Origin of the sequence: Chitinophaga sp. NPDC101104 (genome assembly GCF_050277495.1) — a bacterium.
Classification (GTDB): Bacteria; Bacteroidota; Bacteroidia; order Chitinophagales; family Chitinophagaceae; genus Chitinophaga.
This window is the reverse complement of sequence record NZ_JBNNSF010000001.1, coordinates 2,445,308-2,463,736: the sequence shown is the minus strand read 5'-3', so window position 1 is coordinate 2,463,736 and position 18,429 is coordinate 2,445,308. Positions and strand designations below refer to the sequence as shown.

Sequence of the window (18,429 nt, the reverse complement as noted above, 5' to 3'; positions counted from 1 at the left end):
ACCTGAAAAACACTACATCATGAGAAATCGACTTTCCATATATGCCGCGCTGCTGCTGGGCCTTTCGGGCACGCTGGCCACTTCCTGCAAAAAGGATTTCCTGACCAAAAACCCACTGAACGCTATTTCCGGGGAAACGTTCTGGAAAAACGAAACCGATGTGAACCTGGCGCTCGCGGGCGTCTATTCCCGCCTGCAAACCGGGTTTTCGAGTTATAACAAAGTGTACCTGGACGGGTATTCGGATAACGCGTACGACCGTTTCGGCTACTTCGGGTTCAACAACATGACCACCGGCGTGGTGAACCCCACCAACGTTCCCGGCACCTTCTACGATCCGCCGTACCAGGGCATTGCGGCCTGCAACTTTTTCCTGGAGAATGTAGACAAGGCGCCGATCGGCGACGCTACCAAAAAGATCTATAAAGCGGAAGTGCAATTCCTCCGCGCACATTTTTACATGGAACTGGTACAGGCTTTCGGGGATGTGGTGCTCTACAAAAAAGCCCCCGCCACCGTGGATGCGGCCAAAATACCGGCGGCGCCGAAAAACGAAGTGCTGGCTTTCATCCATGAAGACCTCGACTTCGCCATCGCCACCCTGCCGGATACGAAATACGACGGCCATGCCGTGAAAGGAAGCGCGATGGGCCTGAAAGTGAAAGCGTTCCTGCTGCAGGAAAAATGGAGCGAAGCGGCCGGCCTGGCACAGCAGCTCATCACCGGCGGGAAATTCAGTTTGTCGCCCAGCTACAGCGGCCTGTTCATAACCTCCACCCAGCAGAACAATCCCGAGATCCTTTTCTCGACCCGGTATCTCGCGCCCAACAATGTGCACGCCGGCGGCGAGGGACTGGAAACGGAAGTGGGCTGGTACGGATCGATCGGGGTATACGCCAACCTGGGCGATGATTACGAATGTACCGACGGTAAATCCATCACCGAATCGCCCCTGTACAATCCGGCTGCGCCTTATGCCAACCGCGATCCCCGGATGGACATTACGCTCAAGCTGCCCGGTGAAAAATACATCAATCCGGACGGGACGGAATTCCAGCATTCCGACCCGGTGCTGACGCCTTACCTCATGCAGAAGTACCTCGATATGGGCCATTTGCCCTTTACCCGCGGCGGCGCTTCCATTTCCACCGACCAGAATATCATCCATATCCGCTTCGCGGACGTGCTGCTGATGTACGCCGAAGCGAAAAACGAGGCCTCCGGCCCGGACCCGTCCGTATATGACGCCATCGACCAGGTGCGCGAGCGCGCGGAGGTGAACATGCCGCCGGTAGACCGCCTGAAATACGCCAGCAAAGACGCGCTCCGGCAATACATCCGTCACGAGCGCCGCATCGAGCTGGCTTGCGAAGGACATCGGTATTTCGATCTGAAAAGATGGAACAAGATGGCGGAGCGGTTGGCACTGGTGAAAAACCCCGCCGGTGCGCAATTAAGTTATGGTGAAAAGAACAACGTACTGCCCTTCCCCCAGGGCGAGATCGACAAAAACCCGCAACTGAAGCAGAAGCAGGGTTATAATTGATGCTACCTACCCAATACATGGACAAACCGGGAATGCTTCCTGGTTTGTCCTTTTTTTATTCCGGGATACGGGCTGCCTTCGCTTTGGCTGCTGCGAAAGCTTCCGGCCTACTAAAGCAGGAAAGGCACGGTTGCCCGTACCTTTCCCATCCTGGTATTATTATCTTACATATGATTCGATCTATTATTTCCGGCTTATTTCATAAGTCCCTCCTTTCCTCGTCATAATTGCATACACACCGTTTTCCCTTTTCACGGAAACCGGTTTCCCATCCACCGTAACGGTTATTCCCGCATCGTTCCAGGGCGATTTCAATTGACACACACCTCCCTTTTCACTAAAAATATTCAGCGAAGATACGGCCGATCCGTCGTAGTCAGCCGAAACCAGGAAGGCCCCCTTCGCCCGGAGCCTCGTAAACGAAGCCGGCGACTTCGGCCAGCAGGGGAAAAGGGTCAAAACACCATCCACCGTTTGCAGCATCATCGAATTGACGGTTTCAATCACCGTCGTTTTCTCGGCACAATGATGCCCGTCGGCGATAATAAAATTGGGGCGGGCCGTTTTGATCAGCTCCTTCATACTTTGGACCAGGATTTCCGGATCAAGTCCCGCACGCGCCCACATGACGTAAGCGCTCAGGCCCAGGGCGTTCATGGATCCGGTAAACCCTTTCTGCGACACTTCGTAGTAATACATCGTATTCCTGGCGATTTGCAGGCGGGCACTGTCCGAACCCAGATGCAGCACTTCGCAGGGATACAGGGAATGCATCTGGATCGCGTGATTGGGCAAATCCCACCCGGCTTCATTTTTGGCAAATACCGGCAGGCCCTGGTTGGGCGTTTGGGTGGGCATGATCACTTTGTACGCCGGCAGGTGCGTGAGAATGTCGTTCCATTTATCGCGGCGTTGTTTGTCGACGCCCAGCAATTTGCTGTACTTCATGAGCAGGCTGAAAGTTTGCTCCACGAACGCCAAATCCGAAGGCGGGTTCAAATCCCAGGAGCCCTCATGCCCGCCGGTCGTGATGGAATACCGGTAGGTGCCGCCAAAAGCCTCCTTCTGCAAATAATCCTCATAAAAATCACCGCAAAGGCGGATATAGGGATAGGCTTTGTCCCGCAGGAAATCCAGGTCGCCGGTATATTCGTAATACCAGCTGAACAGGGGAATATTGAACGGGGCGTTCATCGTTTGCTGCCAATAATAATTATAGAAAACACCAATTCCCAGCGCGCCTACCGGGAAAAGCAGTCCCCGGCAGGATTTCCCTTTCCAGGAAGGATGCATGGTCCCCATCTCCTCTTTCGCCCGCCGCTTCCCTTCGGGGATCAACAGTTCGACCGTTTTATAGAACGGCAGGGCGATTTCTGGCCGGTTGGCGGAAAAGGCGCTGTAAAACCCCGCCTGGCTGTTGTAGTTGAAATGCATATCGCCGTGGTACATCATCCTGTCGTCCATATTCCACACGCCATACATGCCGCCGCTCACGGGAGAATGTTCGTTGTAAGCGGAGGCCAGTAAATAAATGGACGACAGGTAATGACGGTCTAGCAGTGAATCGTTCGTTTCTACGTAAGAGCGCGTCCACATATCCTTCCACCAGGCGGTTTTCGCGGCTTTCAAGCGCGAAACACCCTTTTCGTCCAGGACAGACAACCTTTTGCCGGCGGCAGACAATTGCGGATCGTTGGTCTTACCTCCGCCGGAAACATACACGGCGATGTACACCGTATCTGCGGCCGTCAGTTGAAAATCCGCTCTCACCATGGCGTCCGACAAGCGTTGCAGTGCAGTGTTCGCGCCGACGATGCGGGTCGAAATCCCGGCGTGGGAAATCCAACGCACGTTGGTCGTTTTCGTTTTCCGGGATACCTGGGCGACTTGACCGTTCACGGCCGCAGAAGTGGCATAATCTGTCGATGGGTCATCGGCATAGGTGTCGACAGAAATAACTACCGGCGTTTTGGATGCGGTCGTCAATTCCGTGATGATCACATTTTCCGCCATGCTCATCCAGCTTTTCATTTTTACCTGCCGCGCCGTGGCGGTCGACATCCGCAGTTCGCTGTTCAATTGGTCCATCTGGTAGTTAAACCCCGAGGGGTCGGGCCGGTTTACGGTCACGAAACCCGAACGGACAGGTGAATTTACCGTAATGGTCACGCCCCCGACCGGAAGGGCCGCCGGTCCGCTGCCGGCCCAATCCGTCCATCCATCCGTCACAAAATCCACCTTTGAAATCTTTAACGTCTGGCTGTTATCCGAAGTAAAGGCCACCACGCCCACGTCGCCATTCCCCAAATACGGGCCCAGCGGCGCATGGTTGCTTTTGATGCTGCTATAGCTGAAAGGCTGGTGCCAGGTGGCCGTGAGCATCCCTTTCTTCCGATCGAAAAACAGGGAATCTTCCGGCCAACCAGCGAACGTTCCCTGGTGAAGCGCAATCAGCAATATGCTGCAGCTTACTAATCGTGGAATATATCTTGATTTCATTTCCGGTTGTATAATTGGTAACATGTATTTGATTAGTAAAACCCGCCTGGAAAGACGGGTTTACTACTTAACTAAACAAAGTGTCATCATTTACATTTGAACACGAGGGGGAATACTATGCTATTTTACAATGAAAGAATGTAATTTACGATTTTCTTCGCATCGGCCGCTGCCAGTGCTGGATGCGGCGTCATGGGGGTTGTGCCCCACACGCCGGACCCGCCCGAGATCACTTTGGCCGCCAGCTTCCCGATGTTGGATTCCGTACGTTTGTATTTCAGCGCGATGTCTTTGTACGATGGTCCAACGAGTTTGGCGGCAGGCTGATGGCAGGCATGACAGTCGAGCCCCGCCAGCAATTTCCTTTCCGCAGCGAACTGGCGCTGTTTGTCATCTTTTGCCTTCAGCGGCGCAGCGGGCTTTGCGGCAGGTTTTGCAGCTGCTGCTTTGCTGCCTTCTGTCGCTGCCGGTACATTGAATGCTTCCAGTTCCGGAAGGGTAAACATCGACGCGCGGCCTTCCGTAGCGGCCCGGACCTTTTTCACATCGTCCGGGCTGATCATTGCAAACCCGCTGCCCGACGGGCGGAAGCGGTAATGCACATAGCTCAGTACTTCCGCCACCCAGGCATCGCTGTTTGCGACGCCCAACGGCGCCATGACATCGGGATAGGTTTTACCGTCGATGGGGCCGGTGAGGCCATGCAGCAACACGGCTACGAGGGCGTCCCGGCTGGCGGCCCTTTTTGAATTGGCGAGCGGCGGCGCGGCCATAGGGGCTCCGCCGATGGATACCCCTTTCCCGTTATCGCCATGACAGGTTGCGCATACCTGCTGGAAGGTTTGCCGGCCGCGGAGAACAGCCGCCCGGTCTGCTACGGGCAGATCGGACACGTCCATGCCATATGTCTTCTGGTTTTTATTCCTTTCTACGATCGCCGCTACTTCTTTGAGATGGCGGGTGTTTTCCGCCGGTGACAGCTTCGCCAGGTAAGCTTTGGCGCCGGAAGCACCATACAGCGAAAGTGTGGCTGCGAGCTGCATTTGTACATCTGCGTCCGGATCGTTGAGGTCTGCCAGCCGGTGGAACAGTTGTTCATCGCCGTTCCTGAGATAACGTTCGCTGATGGTTACCGCGGCTTTGCGGAGCTGCGGGCTCGCATCGCGCAATGCTGCGCCTACGATGGAGGTATCTGCGGCCTCCAGTCCCTCGAGCGTCCAGAGGGCGTGGAGGCGCGCCAGTTCTTTGTGGTGCGTGCGCAGGATGGTTTGCAGGGCAGGGACGACGGACCTGTCTCCGCGAACGATCAGTTCTTTCTGTGCATTATCTCTCCACCATCCGTCGTTGTGCGACAGCAACTGCGCAAGTTCGTTGCTGCTGCGGTCTAACAGGTCCGGGCGGGCGGCGGGTTTGAAGCCGTCATACACCAGCCGGTAAATCCTCCCATGCCCCACGTTTTTGTCGAGCGCGCGTTTCAGTATTTCCGGGCGCAGGTAGCTTCCTTTCCGCGTCCAGTTGCCTTCCTGGATGATGCCGCGGTGCATGTCTACGATATAGAGGCAACCGTCGGGGCCGTTGGCGGTGTTGACGGGGCGGAAATTCATATCGGTGGAAACGATGAATTCTTCGCGGTCGTAGGCGTTCCGCAGCACGCGGATGCCGTTCCTTTCAGACACTTTTGCCCGGCGGATGAGGCGGCCTACCGGTTCGCAGAGAATAAGGTCGCCCTTCAAATCCCCCGGCAGCGCGCTGCCCCGGTAAATGGACTGGCCACAACAGCCCGTAAAATGGTTCAGGGTACTGTCTGCCCGAAGGCGCCCCGGCCCGCCCTGCACGTCGGGCGTGGCGATCACAGGCCATACGGCATTGAAATCGCCGTCCAGCTGCTCTTTCACGTCGTACTTACCGTAAAACGGGTTGATCTGGAATCCGTAAGCAGGTACTTCGCCGCCGGCGGAGGAGAAAAACAAGCGCCCGTAATCATCGTTCCCGATACCCCACTGGCCGTAACCGGCAAACATGGTATCTGCCACCAGCTTTCCGTTGACGTAGCGGTAGCGGAGGTTCTCGTAAGTCGTATAAATGCGGTTGTCGATGTTCCAGATGAAGCCGCTGCGCTGGTGCTCGAGGTTCCCCGTATGCGGAGTGCCGTTGCCGAACACCTGCGTTTTGTGATCGGCCACGCCGTCGTTATCCCGGTCTTCGTAGGCCCAGATGTTGTTGGTGTAGGTTTCGCTGACGAGGAGCCTGCGGCCTACGCAGAGGATCATCCTGGGCAGCAAAAGGCTGTCGATATACACGGTACTTTTGTCCATCGCCCCGTCGCCGTCCGTATCTTCGAGGAGCGACACCCGGGATACGGGCGCGTTTTCATCCGTCCCGTCCACATCCTGCATATAAGTGCGCATTTCGGTGACGAACATCCGTCCGTTACCGTCCCATGCGATCGCCACCGGCTCCCTGATCATCGGCTCGCTGGCCACGAGTTGCAGCCGGTAACCTTTGGGGAGGTAAATGGAGGCGAGACTTTCCTCGGGCGACAGGTATGCGCCGTCGGGGTTCGTGCGGACGATGATCCGGCCTGCCGAGTCGCGCGGCAATTGTTGCTGTATCGTTTCTTTTCCCGGATCGGCGGATTTGCGGGGCGCGCCGCAGCGATAGAGCGTCATGGCCACTACGCCCGATATCAGGGTAATCAGTATATTTTTTCGCATGTGCATTTTTAGGATCAGGACGATTTACGGCGGTGCAGGGTACGTGGCTGGCCGGGGCTTCCGTCCCCCTGTACCAAAAATAACGTCCAGGTGTCTGCATCCACCTGTTCGAGGTGATACCGGCGGCTTTCCTCCTTCATCTCTTCCTTCAGTTGCTTGTCGAAAACCCCGGCACTGCGCGCATCCTGCCAAATCCGGAACGCCCGGAACAGTTGCTGCTTGTCCTGCCGCTGCTCCACGCTTTTCTCGCTGAGGCCCAGCATATAGGTAGCATCCCACGCAATGGATTTCGCCTGCAGGTTCTCGATCGTTTGCACGTTCCAGTCTTTCTGGATGTTCTGGATTCCGAAAGTACAGGGGAAGTAATTGCTGTTGAAGGAATAGCGGATATCCTTTCCTTCGATCCCCCATTTATTACGGACGGGATCGAACATATGGTTGCCGCCGCCCACATTGCAGACGCTCATGTAATGCCAGTTCCCTTCGAACACACAGGAGCCCATCACCCGCAGGTACGGAACGCCCAGGCGTTGCAACTCGCCGAACATGACGCGCAGGAAGCGTTTGAACGGATACTGCCCCTGGCCCTGGTAGGTAAAGCTCTCGAAACCGTCGAAATCGATATAGTTCATACCGCCTTCGTGGAGGAGCCGGGCGTAGAAAAGGGCGTATTCGTCGCCGAGCTGCACATCGGGGATAAAGCCCGAATAACAGTTGACCTGCAGTTTGGACAGGGTATCCCCGGCAAGGTGCGCCGCCACTGCCGTCTTGTACGCCCCGCGCACCACGCCTGTGAGCGTGTAAGGCTTTTGAGTGGTGACGCCGCGGTATTTGATCAGCTCGCTGCCGATGCGGAGCACGTTGGTACGGTTATCGTCCCAGCCGCCGCTTTCATTGAGCCACGATGTGTCGGAGACAGTAATAAGGGTGTCGGTAGCCGAAATCTTTGCTGCGATGGCCGTTTTCAGCACGGTGCACAGCCCGCTGTTGGGAACGGGATGCACGTCGCTGCTATGAGGCTGGATGAAAGTACAAAGCGTATGCAAACCGTAAGCGATGCCATGCTTGTTCGTTTCCGCGGTGAGCGTGGTGATGGGGTGCTTTTCGCCGTTCAGGCTCACGCGCTTGCCGGCCCAGCGGTCTGCCGGGTTGGTGTAATATTCGCCCAGGCCTTCGTCCTGCACGGCTTTCAGGCCGAGCTGGTTCGCGTAGGACACGAGGCTGTCGTGCCGGCCAGACCAGGCCATGTCGATCTCGAAATTCTCCGGGTCTTTCACCCATTTACCGTTGCGGGTGATGTAAGGCAATCCTTCGTTTTTCACGATCTTTTCGATCACTTTCAATCCCAGCGTATCCGGACAGGCGTACAGCGCGATGGATGAGCCGATGAAATCCACGTCTACGGGCGTCAATTCCATATGCCGGGGAGATTTGATGCCGGGGAAGTCGTTGAAAAGCGGGTAGAAAATGGTTGCCGGCTTGCGGCGGTCGCGGGAATGCATGGTGATGGCCGCGCCGAACGAAGGCTCCAGCTTCACGCCGTTGCCGTTCATATACCGGAAATATTCTTCCGGATGGGAATAGAACGCCACATCGTTCATCCCGTCTCCCCCGATGCGGAACCGCTGGCCTTCGTAAAGACTGTCGGGCAGAGGGTATTTCACGGGATCGGGCGAATGGATGATGTAAAAACCCTGCGACATGCCACCATCTACGGCAGGGCCGCTCGTCGTATTATCATCGAGACCGAGCATGCCGATGGCGAAATCGTCGTTGCGCACCACGGAAATGATCTCCCCGATGTATTTGGAAATGGTGGTATTATAGGGCCCCCACACCACATTGTCCACGCCATTGCGCGGCGCGAGCGACAGCAGCCGGAACCGGAAGTAATCGCCTTTCTGTTCCGCTTTCAGCCGTGCTACCGAGCCGTTGGGGTAATGCAGTTGCAATTCCCCGGCGGCTTTCAGCCATTTTGCGCCGTCGGGCAGGATCTGTTGTTTGTTTTGCTGGAGCGCGAGGATGGGTGAAATGGTCCCTTTGGGATGGTATTCCTTTTTTGTTTTTTTATCCTGGATACTGGTGATGTAGCCGCTGGCGCTGATCCGCAGGCTGGCATGGGCGGTATTCAGGCGGATGTCCTGCCCCGTTGCAGGGAGGCAGCATGCCAGTACAAAAAGTGCCATAGCGGCGAGGGATCCGCGTTTTTCTTTCGTCATAAGGTGAGCCGGGATGTTTTGTTTAACTGATCGTTACCGGTGATGATACTGCTCCGGTTCCCAAAACTCACCCAAATCCGCCACTGCGGTATCGTCAATATTATCCAACATCGATGGAAAATTTGCAGCCTGGCGTTTAAACGATCTGCCGGAGCAGCCTGTCCGCATCGGTTTTCTGGCAGAGCCCCGTCCCCTTCGCCAATGTTGCCGCCGTGCCGCAGGCGACGCCGTACCTGGTGGCGGCAGAAATGTCCAACCCGTTCATCAACCCGTAAACGATCCCCGCCACCATGCTATCTCCCGCCCCCACCGTACTTTCCGGCTTGACGACCGGGGCCTGGATGCGTTCTTCGACGTTGCCCGTTACCAAAATCGCCCCCGCCGCTCCCATCGAAATAACGACCACGGCAGCCCCTCCCGCCGCAATGATCCTTTTGGCCGCCTCGACCGCCCCGCGCTCGTCCAGCTCTTTGCGGTCGGCCAAGGCCGCCAGTTCCCCGAGGTTGGGCTTTACCAGATAAACGCCGGCCAACGTTGCCTGCCGGAGCCCGTCGCCGTTGAGGTCCGCGATCACGAGGCAATCGTGAATATCCGCCAGGGCAACGAGCTTTTCCATAAAGTCGGGCCCCGTACCCCTGGGCAGGCTCCCGCTGACCACAACGTATTGCGCCCCGGGCATCACCTCCGCCAGTTTGTTCAACATGGCGATGTTCTCCGCATGCGAAACGGAAGGCCCGGGCATAACGAAACGATATTGACGGCCGTTGGAAATGTCGGACACATGGAGGTTCTCACGCGTTTCGGCCAGCATCCCGACCGGTGCCGCCGCCATTCCGGCAGACGTAAGCTGCGCCGTCAGCATGCCGCCGTTGCAACCGCCGGCGAAGTACACAGGCAGCACTTTTTCACCGAACCGGTGCAGCACCCGGGCCACGTTAATACCGCCGCCACCGGGCTCTGTACGGGGCGCGGCGCAGCGAAGTTTCTTTTCCGGCTGCAGCGATTGTACGGAGGTACTGACATCCACGGCCGGATTTAGCGTAACGGTAATGATCGGGTACATATCTTCAGGTATTGATCAGATACATTGTTCCTGTATGCCTTTACCTATCTGGTACAGCAGCTCGGGGTTGAAATCTTCCAGGTGATTGATAGCCCGGAGGCCGTCGTGCTCATCCCGCTCGTAGCAAATTTCCAATCCTTGCAGCACAACGGTTATTTTCCTGCCAAGGCCGCCGGAAAGTACCCGGACGGGCACGTCCCATTGCCTGCCGTCGAACTGAATTTTGACGGTATAATTTTCCGTTTTCATAAGACGATGTTTTACGGGCCATCAATGAACGTAGGTAATGTAAAGGTCGTAGGCCTTCAGCAGTACCCAGGCGAGGAATTCCCGTGCTATGGGCCATCCCAGCCAGGCCAGCAGCAAAACAATGCCCCAGGAAAGCTCCTGCGAGGTGAGAACGTTCGTTCTTCCTACGGGCCTCGGATAGGCGGGTGCGTGAGAAATTGCGTGTGCCATAACGGTAAGTTTAGACATTAAAGCTAGGTTTTTCAGGCTTCCTTATCAATGACGGGAGGCTGCGGCCGGACTGACTGAAATCATACATTCCGCCGTTGCCGGATCATCGGCCGGGACGGGGATTTGAGGTAGCTTTTCAATAAATCCTTCGTTATGACAAATATATTTTCACCCGCGTTTTTCGTGATCAACGGGATATGCCTGTTGATCTTCATATTTGCCTTCCGGCGGCCAGGCCAGGCCGCCAAGGCGATCGGGACCGTATTTTTCCTCACTGCATTTATCAATATCGTCGTGCTCATAGCATGGCCGGAAACATACCTGGACCTCGAAGCGGTGGCGGTGTACGAATGGTATGTGAGAACGATCCATGAATCGTTCCGGGTACATATGCAAGTGATAGTCATATCTATCTCACTGGCGCAGATATTGATCGGGCTGGGATTGTTCGGATCGGGGAGCCTCCGGATGGCCGCCTTGTTTTGCGCGCTGATCTTTTTCTGGGCCATCGCCCCCTTCGGCGCCGGTGCCGTTTTTCCAGCTCCGGTCATTTTATCGGCCGCATGCCTGGTCATCCTGTTCAAAATCAACAGGAAACGGTCTGCGCTTACTTCGCATGGGTAATTCCGATACTTTATCGGCAGAACGATTTGTCAGCTTATTTGTTAATTCGGTAAATTTATATTGCTGATCGCATGTTATGCTGACAAAAGACTCGCCCAATGCCTACAATTCTTGTCATCGAAGACAGCCCCGACGTATTGGCCAATATTACGGAAATCCTGGAGATGGACAATTACGACGTGCTGAATGCAAAAGACGGCCTGGAGGGCGTCAGGGTTGCGACCGAAAAGAAACCCGATCTCATTATCTGCGACATCTGCATGCCATTGCTGGACGGATACGGCGTTTTGCACATGCTGCAGAAGCGTGAGGAGATCTGGAGCACGCCATTCATCTTCCTCAGTGCACTGTCTGCCAAATCGGAGATCCGAAAGGGCATGGAACTGGGCGCAGACGACTACCTCGTGAAGCCGTTCGATTCACTGGAATTGCTGCATGCGGTGGAAGTCCGGCTAAGCAAAAGCAAAAAGCTGCGTTCCTCGTTCACGCCGGACATGACCGGCCTGCAATCATTGCTGAACGTGGCCAACGGCGCTTCCCTGCTCGATGAATTGCGGGAAGGCAGGAATTGCAATACCTACAAAAAGAAGCAACTGATCTATTCGGCCGGCAACCATCCGGCCTATCTTTATTATGTCAATAAAGGCCGCGTCAAAACGAGCCTCCATAACGAAGAAGGCAAAGAGATCATTACACGGGTATACGGGCCTGGAGAATTCCTCGGCTATAAATCCCTCCTGGAAAATAAGGTGTACGACGATGAGGCCGAAGCCATCGAGCCCACTGAACTGGCGCTTATTCCGCGCAGCGATTTCGAATCGCTGGCTTATAGCAATATGGACGTTGTCCGCAAATTTATCCAGCTCCTCACCACTAATCTTTCCGAAAACCAGCAGCATTTACTGGGCATGGCCTACAATTCGCTGCGCAAGCGCGTGGCAGATGCGCTCCTGTACCTTTTCCGCAGGTGCAGCAGCCAGGGCGTTACCAATCCCGGACTGGATATCGGGCGGGACAATATCGCCGCCATCGCCGGGGTGGCCAAGGAATCGCTGATCCGCACCCTGGGCGATTTCCGGGACGAAGGCAGTATCGACATCCAAAACGGCGCGATTTATATCAAGGATATCCGTAAACTGGAAAGAATGGTGAACTGAACCATTGATAACTGTCAATCACTTTCATGATGGCCGATATTGGCCAAAGATGGCCGATCAACTAATTTTCCGGAAACCGTTATCATGAATGCACAACACAACGGCCAGCCCGGTCCGGCGAAACGGGAGGCGGATATCAGAAAAGAGCGGTACTGGCTGGAAGGGCCGCGGTCGCGCATCCGCGAGCTGTTCTTCCTGCTGGATATCCTGTGGGAGTTTGTCCGCGGGTTCCGCATTTTCCACTTCTCCCCGCCCTGCATCGCCGTGTTCGGCTCTGCCCGCGTAGCTCCCGGCACCCTGCATTATGACGCCGCGGTAAAAATGGGCACCGGCATCGCGGGGCTCGGATTTGCCGTCATGACCGGTGGCGGGCCGGGCATCATGGAAGCCGCCAGCCGTGGCGCGCGCGAAGGCGGCGGCGTAGCCCTGGGATGTAATATCCAGCTGCCGATGGAACAAAAAGCGAACCCCTACCTGAACAAATATTTCACCTCCCGGTACTTCTTCGTCAGGAAAGTGCTCATGTTCAAATACTCTTACGGATACGTCATCATGCCTGGCGGGATCGGCACGCTGGACGAGCTTTTCGAAGCATTGACACTGATACAGACCAAAAAGATCCTCGATTTCCCGGTGGTGCTCTTCGGCAGCCATTATTGGGAGCCGGTCAAAACCATGCTCGACCGGATGCTGGAAGAACGCATGATCGCACCCGCCGACCTGGAATTGTTCCTGGTGACGGACGAAATTCCCGAAGCGATTGCACACCTCCAGCAAACAGCCCTGCTCAAATACCAGGCAAAGCGGAAAAAAATATTCCGGAAATTCATCGTTTTGGGCGAGTAAACCTGGCCATCCGTGATATCGTGCGGCCCGGAGCGGCTTTCCGTCATCATTTCCTGTGACGGGCATCATTGTCTGGCGATGCGAGTACCGGTAACTTTCCCGAAACTTTCCACCATGAAAAAGGTACTCTACCTGGCGGATGCCTACAAGATCGACCGCCATCCGCTGGATTTCGCTGGTTTCGTTTGCCAGTTATTGCATGCGCCGCTGACCGGGCTGTTCGTGGAATTGGCCGCGCATGATTCCGCATCGGAAAAGGCACTGCGGGAAGAAATGATCTGCAGCGGCGCCGATTACAACCGGGATACGCCCATGGAGATACTCAGGGACGAATGTATTCAAAGGAACCTCTCGGTGTTCAGGAATACCTGCGACGAAGTCGGTTTCAACGCCCAGGCGCTGCTGATCAGCGATCATATCGCCGATTCGGTGGTAACGGAATGCCGGTATGCGGACCTGCTGCTGATAGATCCCGCGTTGGGATTGTCGGTTTCCAATGCCGGCCATTCGCCGTCGATGGCGCGCAATATCCTTTCACAGTCTGAATGCCCAGTCATCCTAGTCCCCGAAAGGTTCGACGGGCTCGAAGAAATCGTGTTCGCCTATGATGGCAGCCCTTCTTCCGTATTCGCCATCAAACAGTTCTGTGCCCTTTTTCCCCGGCTGACCGACAGAAAGCTGACGGTGCTCACCGCCCATGGCGAAACCTGGGTCAGCAAAAACGAGTTGCAACTGATGGGCGATTGGCTGCGGGGAAATTTCCGCGATGTGAAATTCGTAAATGCGGGAGCCGACAGCAGGATGGCGTTGCTGGAATATGTGCTGGAAAAGGATAAACTGCTGATCGTGATGGGTGCTTATGGAAGAAGCGGCTGGTCTGCGTTCGTGTCTGCCAGCCATGCCGAACCGATCGCGAAATTCGTATCGAAAGCATTATTTATCAGCCACCGCTAAATAAAAACTCCCGGCTCACCTGGGCCGGGAGATCGCTTTTCGGCGGACCAGTTCCCGCGTCAGCACCTTGCCGTATTCATGCGCCATGCGCTCCTGCGAGGACGGCGCGAACGAAACGGATTGCACGGCAAATTTGCGCAGGCCATCGGCCACGTCGTACAGGCCGCTTTCCCAGGCGTACCGGGTTTCTTCCCTTTGCAGCTCGGGCGCCAGCATCCAGTAGTATTCCGAAGCGTATTGGTCGGTCAGCAGTTGATAGAGGCTAATGGGAAGGAAGACGCCTTCCGTTGTTTTATTGATCAGTGAAATGGTCAGCACGGCATCGATCCCCCGGTCGGCGAATTGTTTTGTCGGCACTTTGTCTTCCGACTGCAGGAACTCGAACGCATCGAACCCCTGGAACGAGGTTACCGCTGTAAAGCCTGCGTCTGTCAGATCTCCCGCAACATGGGATTCCATCCGCTGCCGCAATGCGCTGTCGGGCATCATCCCCAACACGAGTATTTTTTTGCAGGCCACCGGCGATGCAGCCGCCGGCTGCCGTATCCGGGTAAGCTGTGTGGAATAACAGGCGGGAAGCATGGCCATGGCGGCAAAATAGATCAGGATGCGCTTCATGTTTGTTCGTTTAGATCGTTATCAGGGATGCCTGGACGGATAGCCTCATAGCTGCCTCTCTCCTCCAGTTCGCCCAGCGTCAGGTCGTCAGTTTCCGTGGTTTCGAGCCAGACATTCCCCGATTTCCGGAAAACCTGTGCGCTCAGGCCCAGCAAATGCGTGAACTGATCCTCCAGTTCTGCGGCAGTGACGTAACCGCCGAAATCGATCCACGCCGCACTATGGAAGTCGCGGATTTCATCGATATGCGTATCCGGATGTACTTTATCCGCCCGATGGCTGCCTTCGTAAAGGCCGTGTGGCTGGCGGAAGAATTCCAGCTTGAGGTGCGGGTAACAGACATGAAATTCGTCCTGGATGTAGCGGACAAGGAATTCTTCCGTGATGAGCATTTTCATATGGCGGCGTTTTGCGAGGTGAGTGATGTTGTAGCCATCAACCGGGCGGCTTCGATCACCGGGGCGATATTTTCCCTGGCCACGTGGTTATAATCCGTAACCACTATTTTTTTCCCTTTCCTGGCCGCGAGCCAGGCGCCCATCCGCAGCAATAATTTGTCTTTCAGCGACAGCAATCCGAAATTCAAGCGGCCCGGCAGGTAAAAGCAATGTGCGCCCGGCTGCAACGTGGCCGGCACACATTTTTCGACGTAGCTTTTTACTTCGGCCAGGTTATCGGGCACACCGCCGGCAACGATGAAAAAGATGAGCTTCTTGCCTTCCAGCAAGGCCAGATTCGCCTGGAGCCACTTTTTCACCTGCAACTGGCCGATGTAAACGCTGGTGCCGATCAGGATACATTCCGCCTGGGTGATCTGCTCCGGCCGTACGAAATCTGTTTTAACGACAGGATAATTCAATGCCGTACCGAGCCAGATGCTGTATTGCATCGTTGCACCATACCGTCCATTATAAACGATTAATCCTTTCATACAATGTGGATTTTAGGGATGAGTAATGAACACGGGAATGTTGGCCGTCCGCAGGATCGCTTCAGCATCGCTGTGGCGGAAGAACCGGGAAGTGGCGCTCCGGCCGTATGCGCCCAGCGTAATGACGCCATGGGTGCTGTGCAGGGTGGCGGCAAGCAGTTCCGCGGTGGGCTTGCCTTCGAGCGACTGGTACGTGACATCTTCGTAATGATGGTTGAGGTATTCTTTGATGAGCTTGCCGGAAGGGATTTTCCGCTCGTCGTTTTCGACGATGTAAATGACTTTGACGGGCACTTCGCTCAGGGTATCGAACAGTTGTGTGAACTGGCGGATGGCGAACGAAGAAGAAAACGTGCCGTTATAGGAAAACATGAGCTCCCGGAAATAATGGACGGTTTCCGGGATCACCATCACCGGGCATTGCGCATGCACGAGCATATCTTTCACGAATTGCGTGGGATTGGAATCGGTGACCATGGAAAAGGTGGTATCGTTCCGAACGATCAGGAGGTCGGCGAAGCGGCTTTCAGCGACCGCTTCCACCATGGGCACGCCCGGGATTTCGCGGACGGTCACGTCCATCCCGTTATCCCGGTAATATTCCTGCAGGCGTTTTTTGTTCTCGATGGATTTTTCCCGCCTTTCCTTCATGCTTTCCGCGAAAATGGCCTGGTAATCGAGCGTACCGGAATCCAGCGCCGCATATTGCACGGCTTCCCCGGCGATGTTTTCGAGAAAAAGAATGGTGAGTGCGCCGCGGGCTTTATCGGCGATGTATTTGTAACTTCTCAGCTCATGTTCCGAGAAATGCAGTGCGTCTACGGTTGCAAGGATCTTTTTCATGGTGAGTATTTTAATGAAAGTTAGGCCTTCCGGCCTGGCGGAAGAATGATGGCGGACGCGGCAGCGATGATCGTGGTCATCGTTTCATGAGCGGTGCGCAATGAATACGGGGTACGTATGGTCGGTGATGGCGCCTGCAGCGAAGCTCTGCCTGAACATCATGGACAGGTCTGACCGGCCGTAAGCCCCGCAGACCAGCATGGATGCCGGACGTTCATTGAGCCATTCTCGGAAATGTTTCCGGGCGGAGGATTCCAGCATTTTCACCGTCAGGTCCGGGTAATGGCGCGTACAAAGCTCCAGGATGTAGTCTTTTTCCGGCAGGCCGCCATGTTCCCTGGAGGAGGCATGAACGAGTGTGGCCGGCCATTTGGCCATTTCCGGGAACAGGAGCGCGAATTGCCGGATGGCGTAAACCGAATCCTCACTTCCGTCGTACGCCAGTACGATCCGGGAAGGGAAATCGAAGGATTCCGGAACCACCACTACCGGGCATTCCGCTTCCTGCAATGCCATTTTCAGGTATTCGTTGGGCCGCTCGGTGCCATACCGGTCATAAAAGGTTTCCCCGCCCAGCACCAACAGATCGGCGAACCGGGATTCCTTGCGGATTTCGGGCATGGCCACGTCGTAAGGGTATTTATGCACCCGCCACTCGATCCCTTCCGCGTTGCAGGTTTTCTCGAACCGCCGGATATGTTCCTCCATTACCTCTCCATTGAAATCTTCAAGCATGGGGCTGAAGTGTCCGGCGCTGCCCAGGGCATAGCTCCAGGTAGACGACAGATCGATCTGCGGCAAAAAAGTGCCTGCCAGCAGGATCGGCGCTTGTTTGTTGAGCCCCGCGGCGAAAGCCAGCGAACCTTCGGAATAATTGGTACCATCGAAGGCAAGTACGACCTTTTTCATATGTCTCATTTTTAATTATTGATATTGGATATAAACCGGGGAAGGTTGCAGCAACAGCACCTCGGCCGGCAACATGAGGCGCCCGCCGGTAGCGGGGTCCACCTTGTAGAACAACTTGAATCCCGTAAACTGCGGCGGCTTTTTCCCGATGTATGCCCTGTAGGTATCCCTTTTCCTGGCAGGTGAGCCGAAGCCGTCCATATTCATTACGAACTGCACTTCCGGCCGGCGTTTGATCGACTGCGTATTGGTGACCATCGCCTGGGTGAAGCGGTGAACAACGAGGATTTTCGGCGGCAGCCCGTTTTCCCGGACCAGCTCCGCCAGGTACCCGGAAACGGCATTGATCGTAGCCGCATCCATGGTGCCGATGGCGGAGCATGGGATTTGTCCGCCGGTCATATTGTATTCCGGGTCGAGGCCCAGGTGCACGTCGGACATGGCCAGGTATCCGGCGAGCGCTTTGGTTTCCGTGAGCGCATCGCTGTGCCCGGTCTGAATATCGAGGAAAACGACCGCCTGGTGACGGCGCGCCATGCCGATGACCCTGTCGATCTCCGCGTGCGGCATCCGGAGGCGGTACATACGGTCCTTTCCCGGGGAGCGCTGGGCGGTCACGGCGATGTAATGCAGGGCAGACACCGTGGGGATCAGCGTATCGGCAGCTACCCAGCGCCGCATTTCACCGGCGAGTTTCTCCATGAGCGCGTCTTCCGGTAGCATACCCAATATCCCCATGGCGGGTGTATAGAAGTTGCCATAATAGGCCACAATTCTTTTATACGGCAACAAAGCCCCCGGCAACGGCGGCCCGTCTTCGGCGGCAGCCCACCAGGTAAGGGGGGCTCCGTGCGCCAGATGCCGGAGGGCCTGACGCCAGGCGGCAGTATCCGGCGGCAGGGAATCAGGCGCGATCCGGATGCCGGCCGGGACCGTATCCATATGTTCCCGGCCCAATTGCCGTATCATTTCCGTACGTTCCGTACAGGAACCCAGTATTCCCGCGAAGACGATGCACCGTATCGTTGCAAGGAGCGCCATGGTACT

General features: G+C 55.8%; 17 protein-coding genes. 5 read left to right on the top strand and 12 right to left on the bottom strand.

Features of this window, described 5'->3' with window-relative positions; genetic code table 11:
• Positions 1–19: 19 nt before the first annotated feature.
• Entirely contained in the window at positions 20–1,546 is a 1,527-nt protein-coding gene (locus ACQKLP_RS09755) for a RagB/SusD family nutrient uptake outer membrane protein (RefSeq protein ID WP_427322391.1), read from the top strand.
• Positions 1,547–1,729: 183 nt separating this feature from the next.
• On the opposite strand, the gene ACQKLP_RS09750 is transcribed toward ACQKLP_RS09755, so the two are convergent.
• From ACQKLP_RS09750 to ACQKLP_RS09725, 6 genes are all read right to left on the bottom strand, one after another.
• Positions 1,730–4,045, bottom strand: a complete 2,316-nt coding sequence (locus ACQKLP_RS09750; RefSeq protein ID WP_427322390.1) for a glycosyl hydrolase family 95 catalytic domain-containing protein — start codon at positions 4,043–4,045, stop codon at positions 1,730–1,732.
• A gap of 125 nt (positions 4,046–4,170) precedes the next feature.
• A complete protein-coding gene (locus ACQKLP_RS09745; RefSeq protein ID WP_427322388.1) occupies positions 4,171–6,759 on the bottom strand; it encodes a DUF7133 domain-containing protein in 2,589 nt (862 codons plus the stop codon).
• Between the two features lie 14 nt (positions 6,760–6,773).
• Positions 6,774–8,978, bottom strand: a complete 2,205-nt coding sequence (locus ACQKLP_RS09740; protein WP_427322386.1) for a hypothetical protein — start codon at positions 8,976–8,978, stop codon at positions 6,774–6,776.
• A gap of 136 nt (positions 8,979–9,114) precedes the next feature.
• Positions 9,115–10,041, bottom strand: coding sequence for a 1-phosphofructokinase family hexose kinase (locus tag ACQKLP_RS09735; protein ID WP_427322384.1), 927 nt, complete (start codon positions 10,039–10,041; stop codon positions 9,115–9,117).
• A 15-nt stretch (positions 10,042–10,056) separates the two neighbouring features.
• Positions 10,057–10,290: a hypothetical protein gene (locus ACQKLP_RS09730; RefSeq protein WP_427322382.1), complete on the bottom strand. Its 234-nt coding sequence runs from the start codon at positions 10,288–10,290 to the stop codon at positions 10,057–10,059.
• Positions 10,291–10,311: 21 nt separating this feature from the next.
• Positions 10,312–10,500 carry a hypothetical protein gene (locus tag ACQKLP_RS09725; RefSeq protein ID WP_427322380.1) on the bottom strand — a complete coding sequence of 63 codons (189 nt, stop codon included), beginning with the start codon at positions 10,498–10,500 and terminating at the stop codon, positions 10,312–10,314.
• Positions 10,501–10,653: 153 nt separating this feature from the next.
• On the opposite strand from ACQKLP_RS09725, the gene ACQKLP_RS09720 reads away from it, so the two are divergent.
• From ACQKLP_RS09720 to ACQKLP_RS09705, 4 genes are all read left to right on the top strand, one after another.
• On the top strand, positions 10,654–11,124 hold the full coding sequence (locus ACQKLP_RS09720; protein ID WP_427322378.1) for a hypothetical protein: 471 nt from the start codon (positions 10,654–10,656) through the stop codon (positions 11,122–11,124).
• 98 nt (positions 11,125–11,222) lie between these two features.
• Positions 11,223–12,281 (top strand): response regulator, encoded by a 1,059-nt coding sequence (locus ACQKLP_RS09715; RefSeq protein WP_427322376.1) that lies wholly within the window; start codon positions 11,223–11,225, stop codon positions 12,279–12,281.
• 84 nt (positions 12,282–12,365) lie between these two features.
• Positions 12,366–13,127: a TIGR00730 family Rossman fold protein gene (locus ACQKLP_RS09710; RefSeq protein WP_427322374.1), complete on the top strand. Its 762-nt coding sequence runs from the start codon at positions 12,366–12,368 to the stop codon at positions 13,125–13,127.
• A 114-nt stretch (positions 13,128–13,241) separates the two neighbouring features.
• Positions 13,242–14,081 (top strand): hypothetical protein, encoded by an 840-nt coding sequence (locus ACQKLP_RS09705; RefSeq protein WP_427322373.1) that lies wholly within the window; start codon positions 13,242–13,244, stop codon positions 14,079–14,081.
• Between the two features lie 15 nt (positions 14,082–14,096).
• On the opposite strand, the gene ACQKLP_RS09700 is transcribed toward ACQKLP_RS09705, so the two are convergent.
• The 6 genes from ACQKLP_RS09700 to ACQKLP_RS09675 all read right to left on the bottom strand — a co-directional run bounded on the left by ACQKLP_RS09700 (position 14,097) and on the right by ACQKLP_RS09675 (position 18,423).
• Positions 14,097–14,699: a hypothetical protein gene (locus tag ACQKLP_RS09700; protein WP_427322371.1), complete on the bottom strand. Its 603-nt coding sequence runs from the start codon at positions 14,697–14,699 to the stop codon at positions 14,097–14,099.
• Positions 14,696–15,097 carry a hypothetical protein gene (locus tag ACQKLP_RS09695; protein ID WP_427322369.1) on the bottom strand — a complete coding sequence of 134 codons (402 nt, stop codon included), beginning with the start codon at positions 15,095–15,097 and terminating at the stop codon, positions 14,696–14,698. The genes ACQKLP_RS09700 and ACQKLP_RS09695 overlap by 4 nt, the downstream gene beginning before the upstream one ends.
• Positions 15,094–15,630, bottom strand: a complete 537-nt coding sequence (locus ACQKLP_RS09690; RefSeq protein ID WP_427322367.1) for a flavodoxin domain-containing protein — start codon at positions 15,628–15,630, stop codon at positions 15,094–15,096. The genes ACQKLP_RS09695 and ACQKLP_RS09690 overlap by 4 nt, the downstream gene beginning before the upstream one ends.
• A gap of 12 nt (positions 15,631–15,642) precedes the next feature.
• Positions 15,643–16,473 (bottom strand): hypothetical protein, encoded by an 831-nt coding sequence (locus ACQKLP_RS09685; RefSeq protein ID WP_427322365.1) that lies wholly within the window; start codon positions 16,471–16,473, stop codon positions 15,643–15,645.
• 84 nt (positions 16,474–16,557) lie between these two features.
• Entirely contained in the window at positions 16,558–17,382 is an 825-nt protein-coding gene (locus ACQKLP_RS09680) for a hypothetical protein (protein ID WP_427322363.1), read from the bottom strand.
• A 15-nt stretch (positions 17,383–17,397) separates the two neighbouring features.
• The gene (locus ACQKLP_RS09675; protein WP_427322361.1) at positions 17,398–18,423 is read right to left on the bottom strand and encodes a hypothetical protein; all 1,026 of its coding nucleotides are present in this window, start codon (positions 18,421–18,423) and stop codon (positions 17,398–17,400) included.
• Positions 18,424–18,429: the final 6 nt, after the last annotated feature.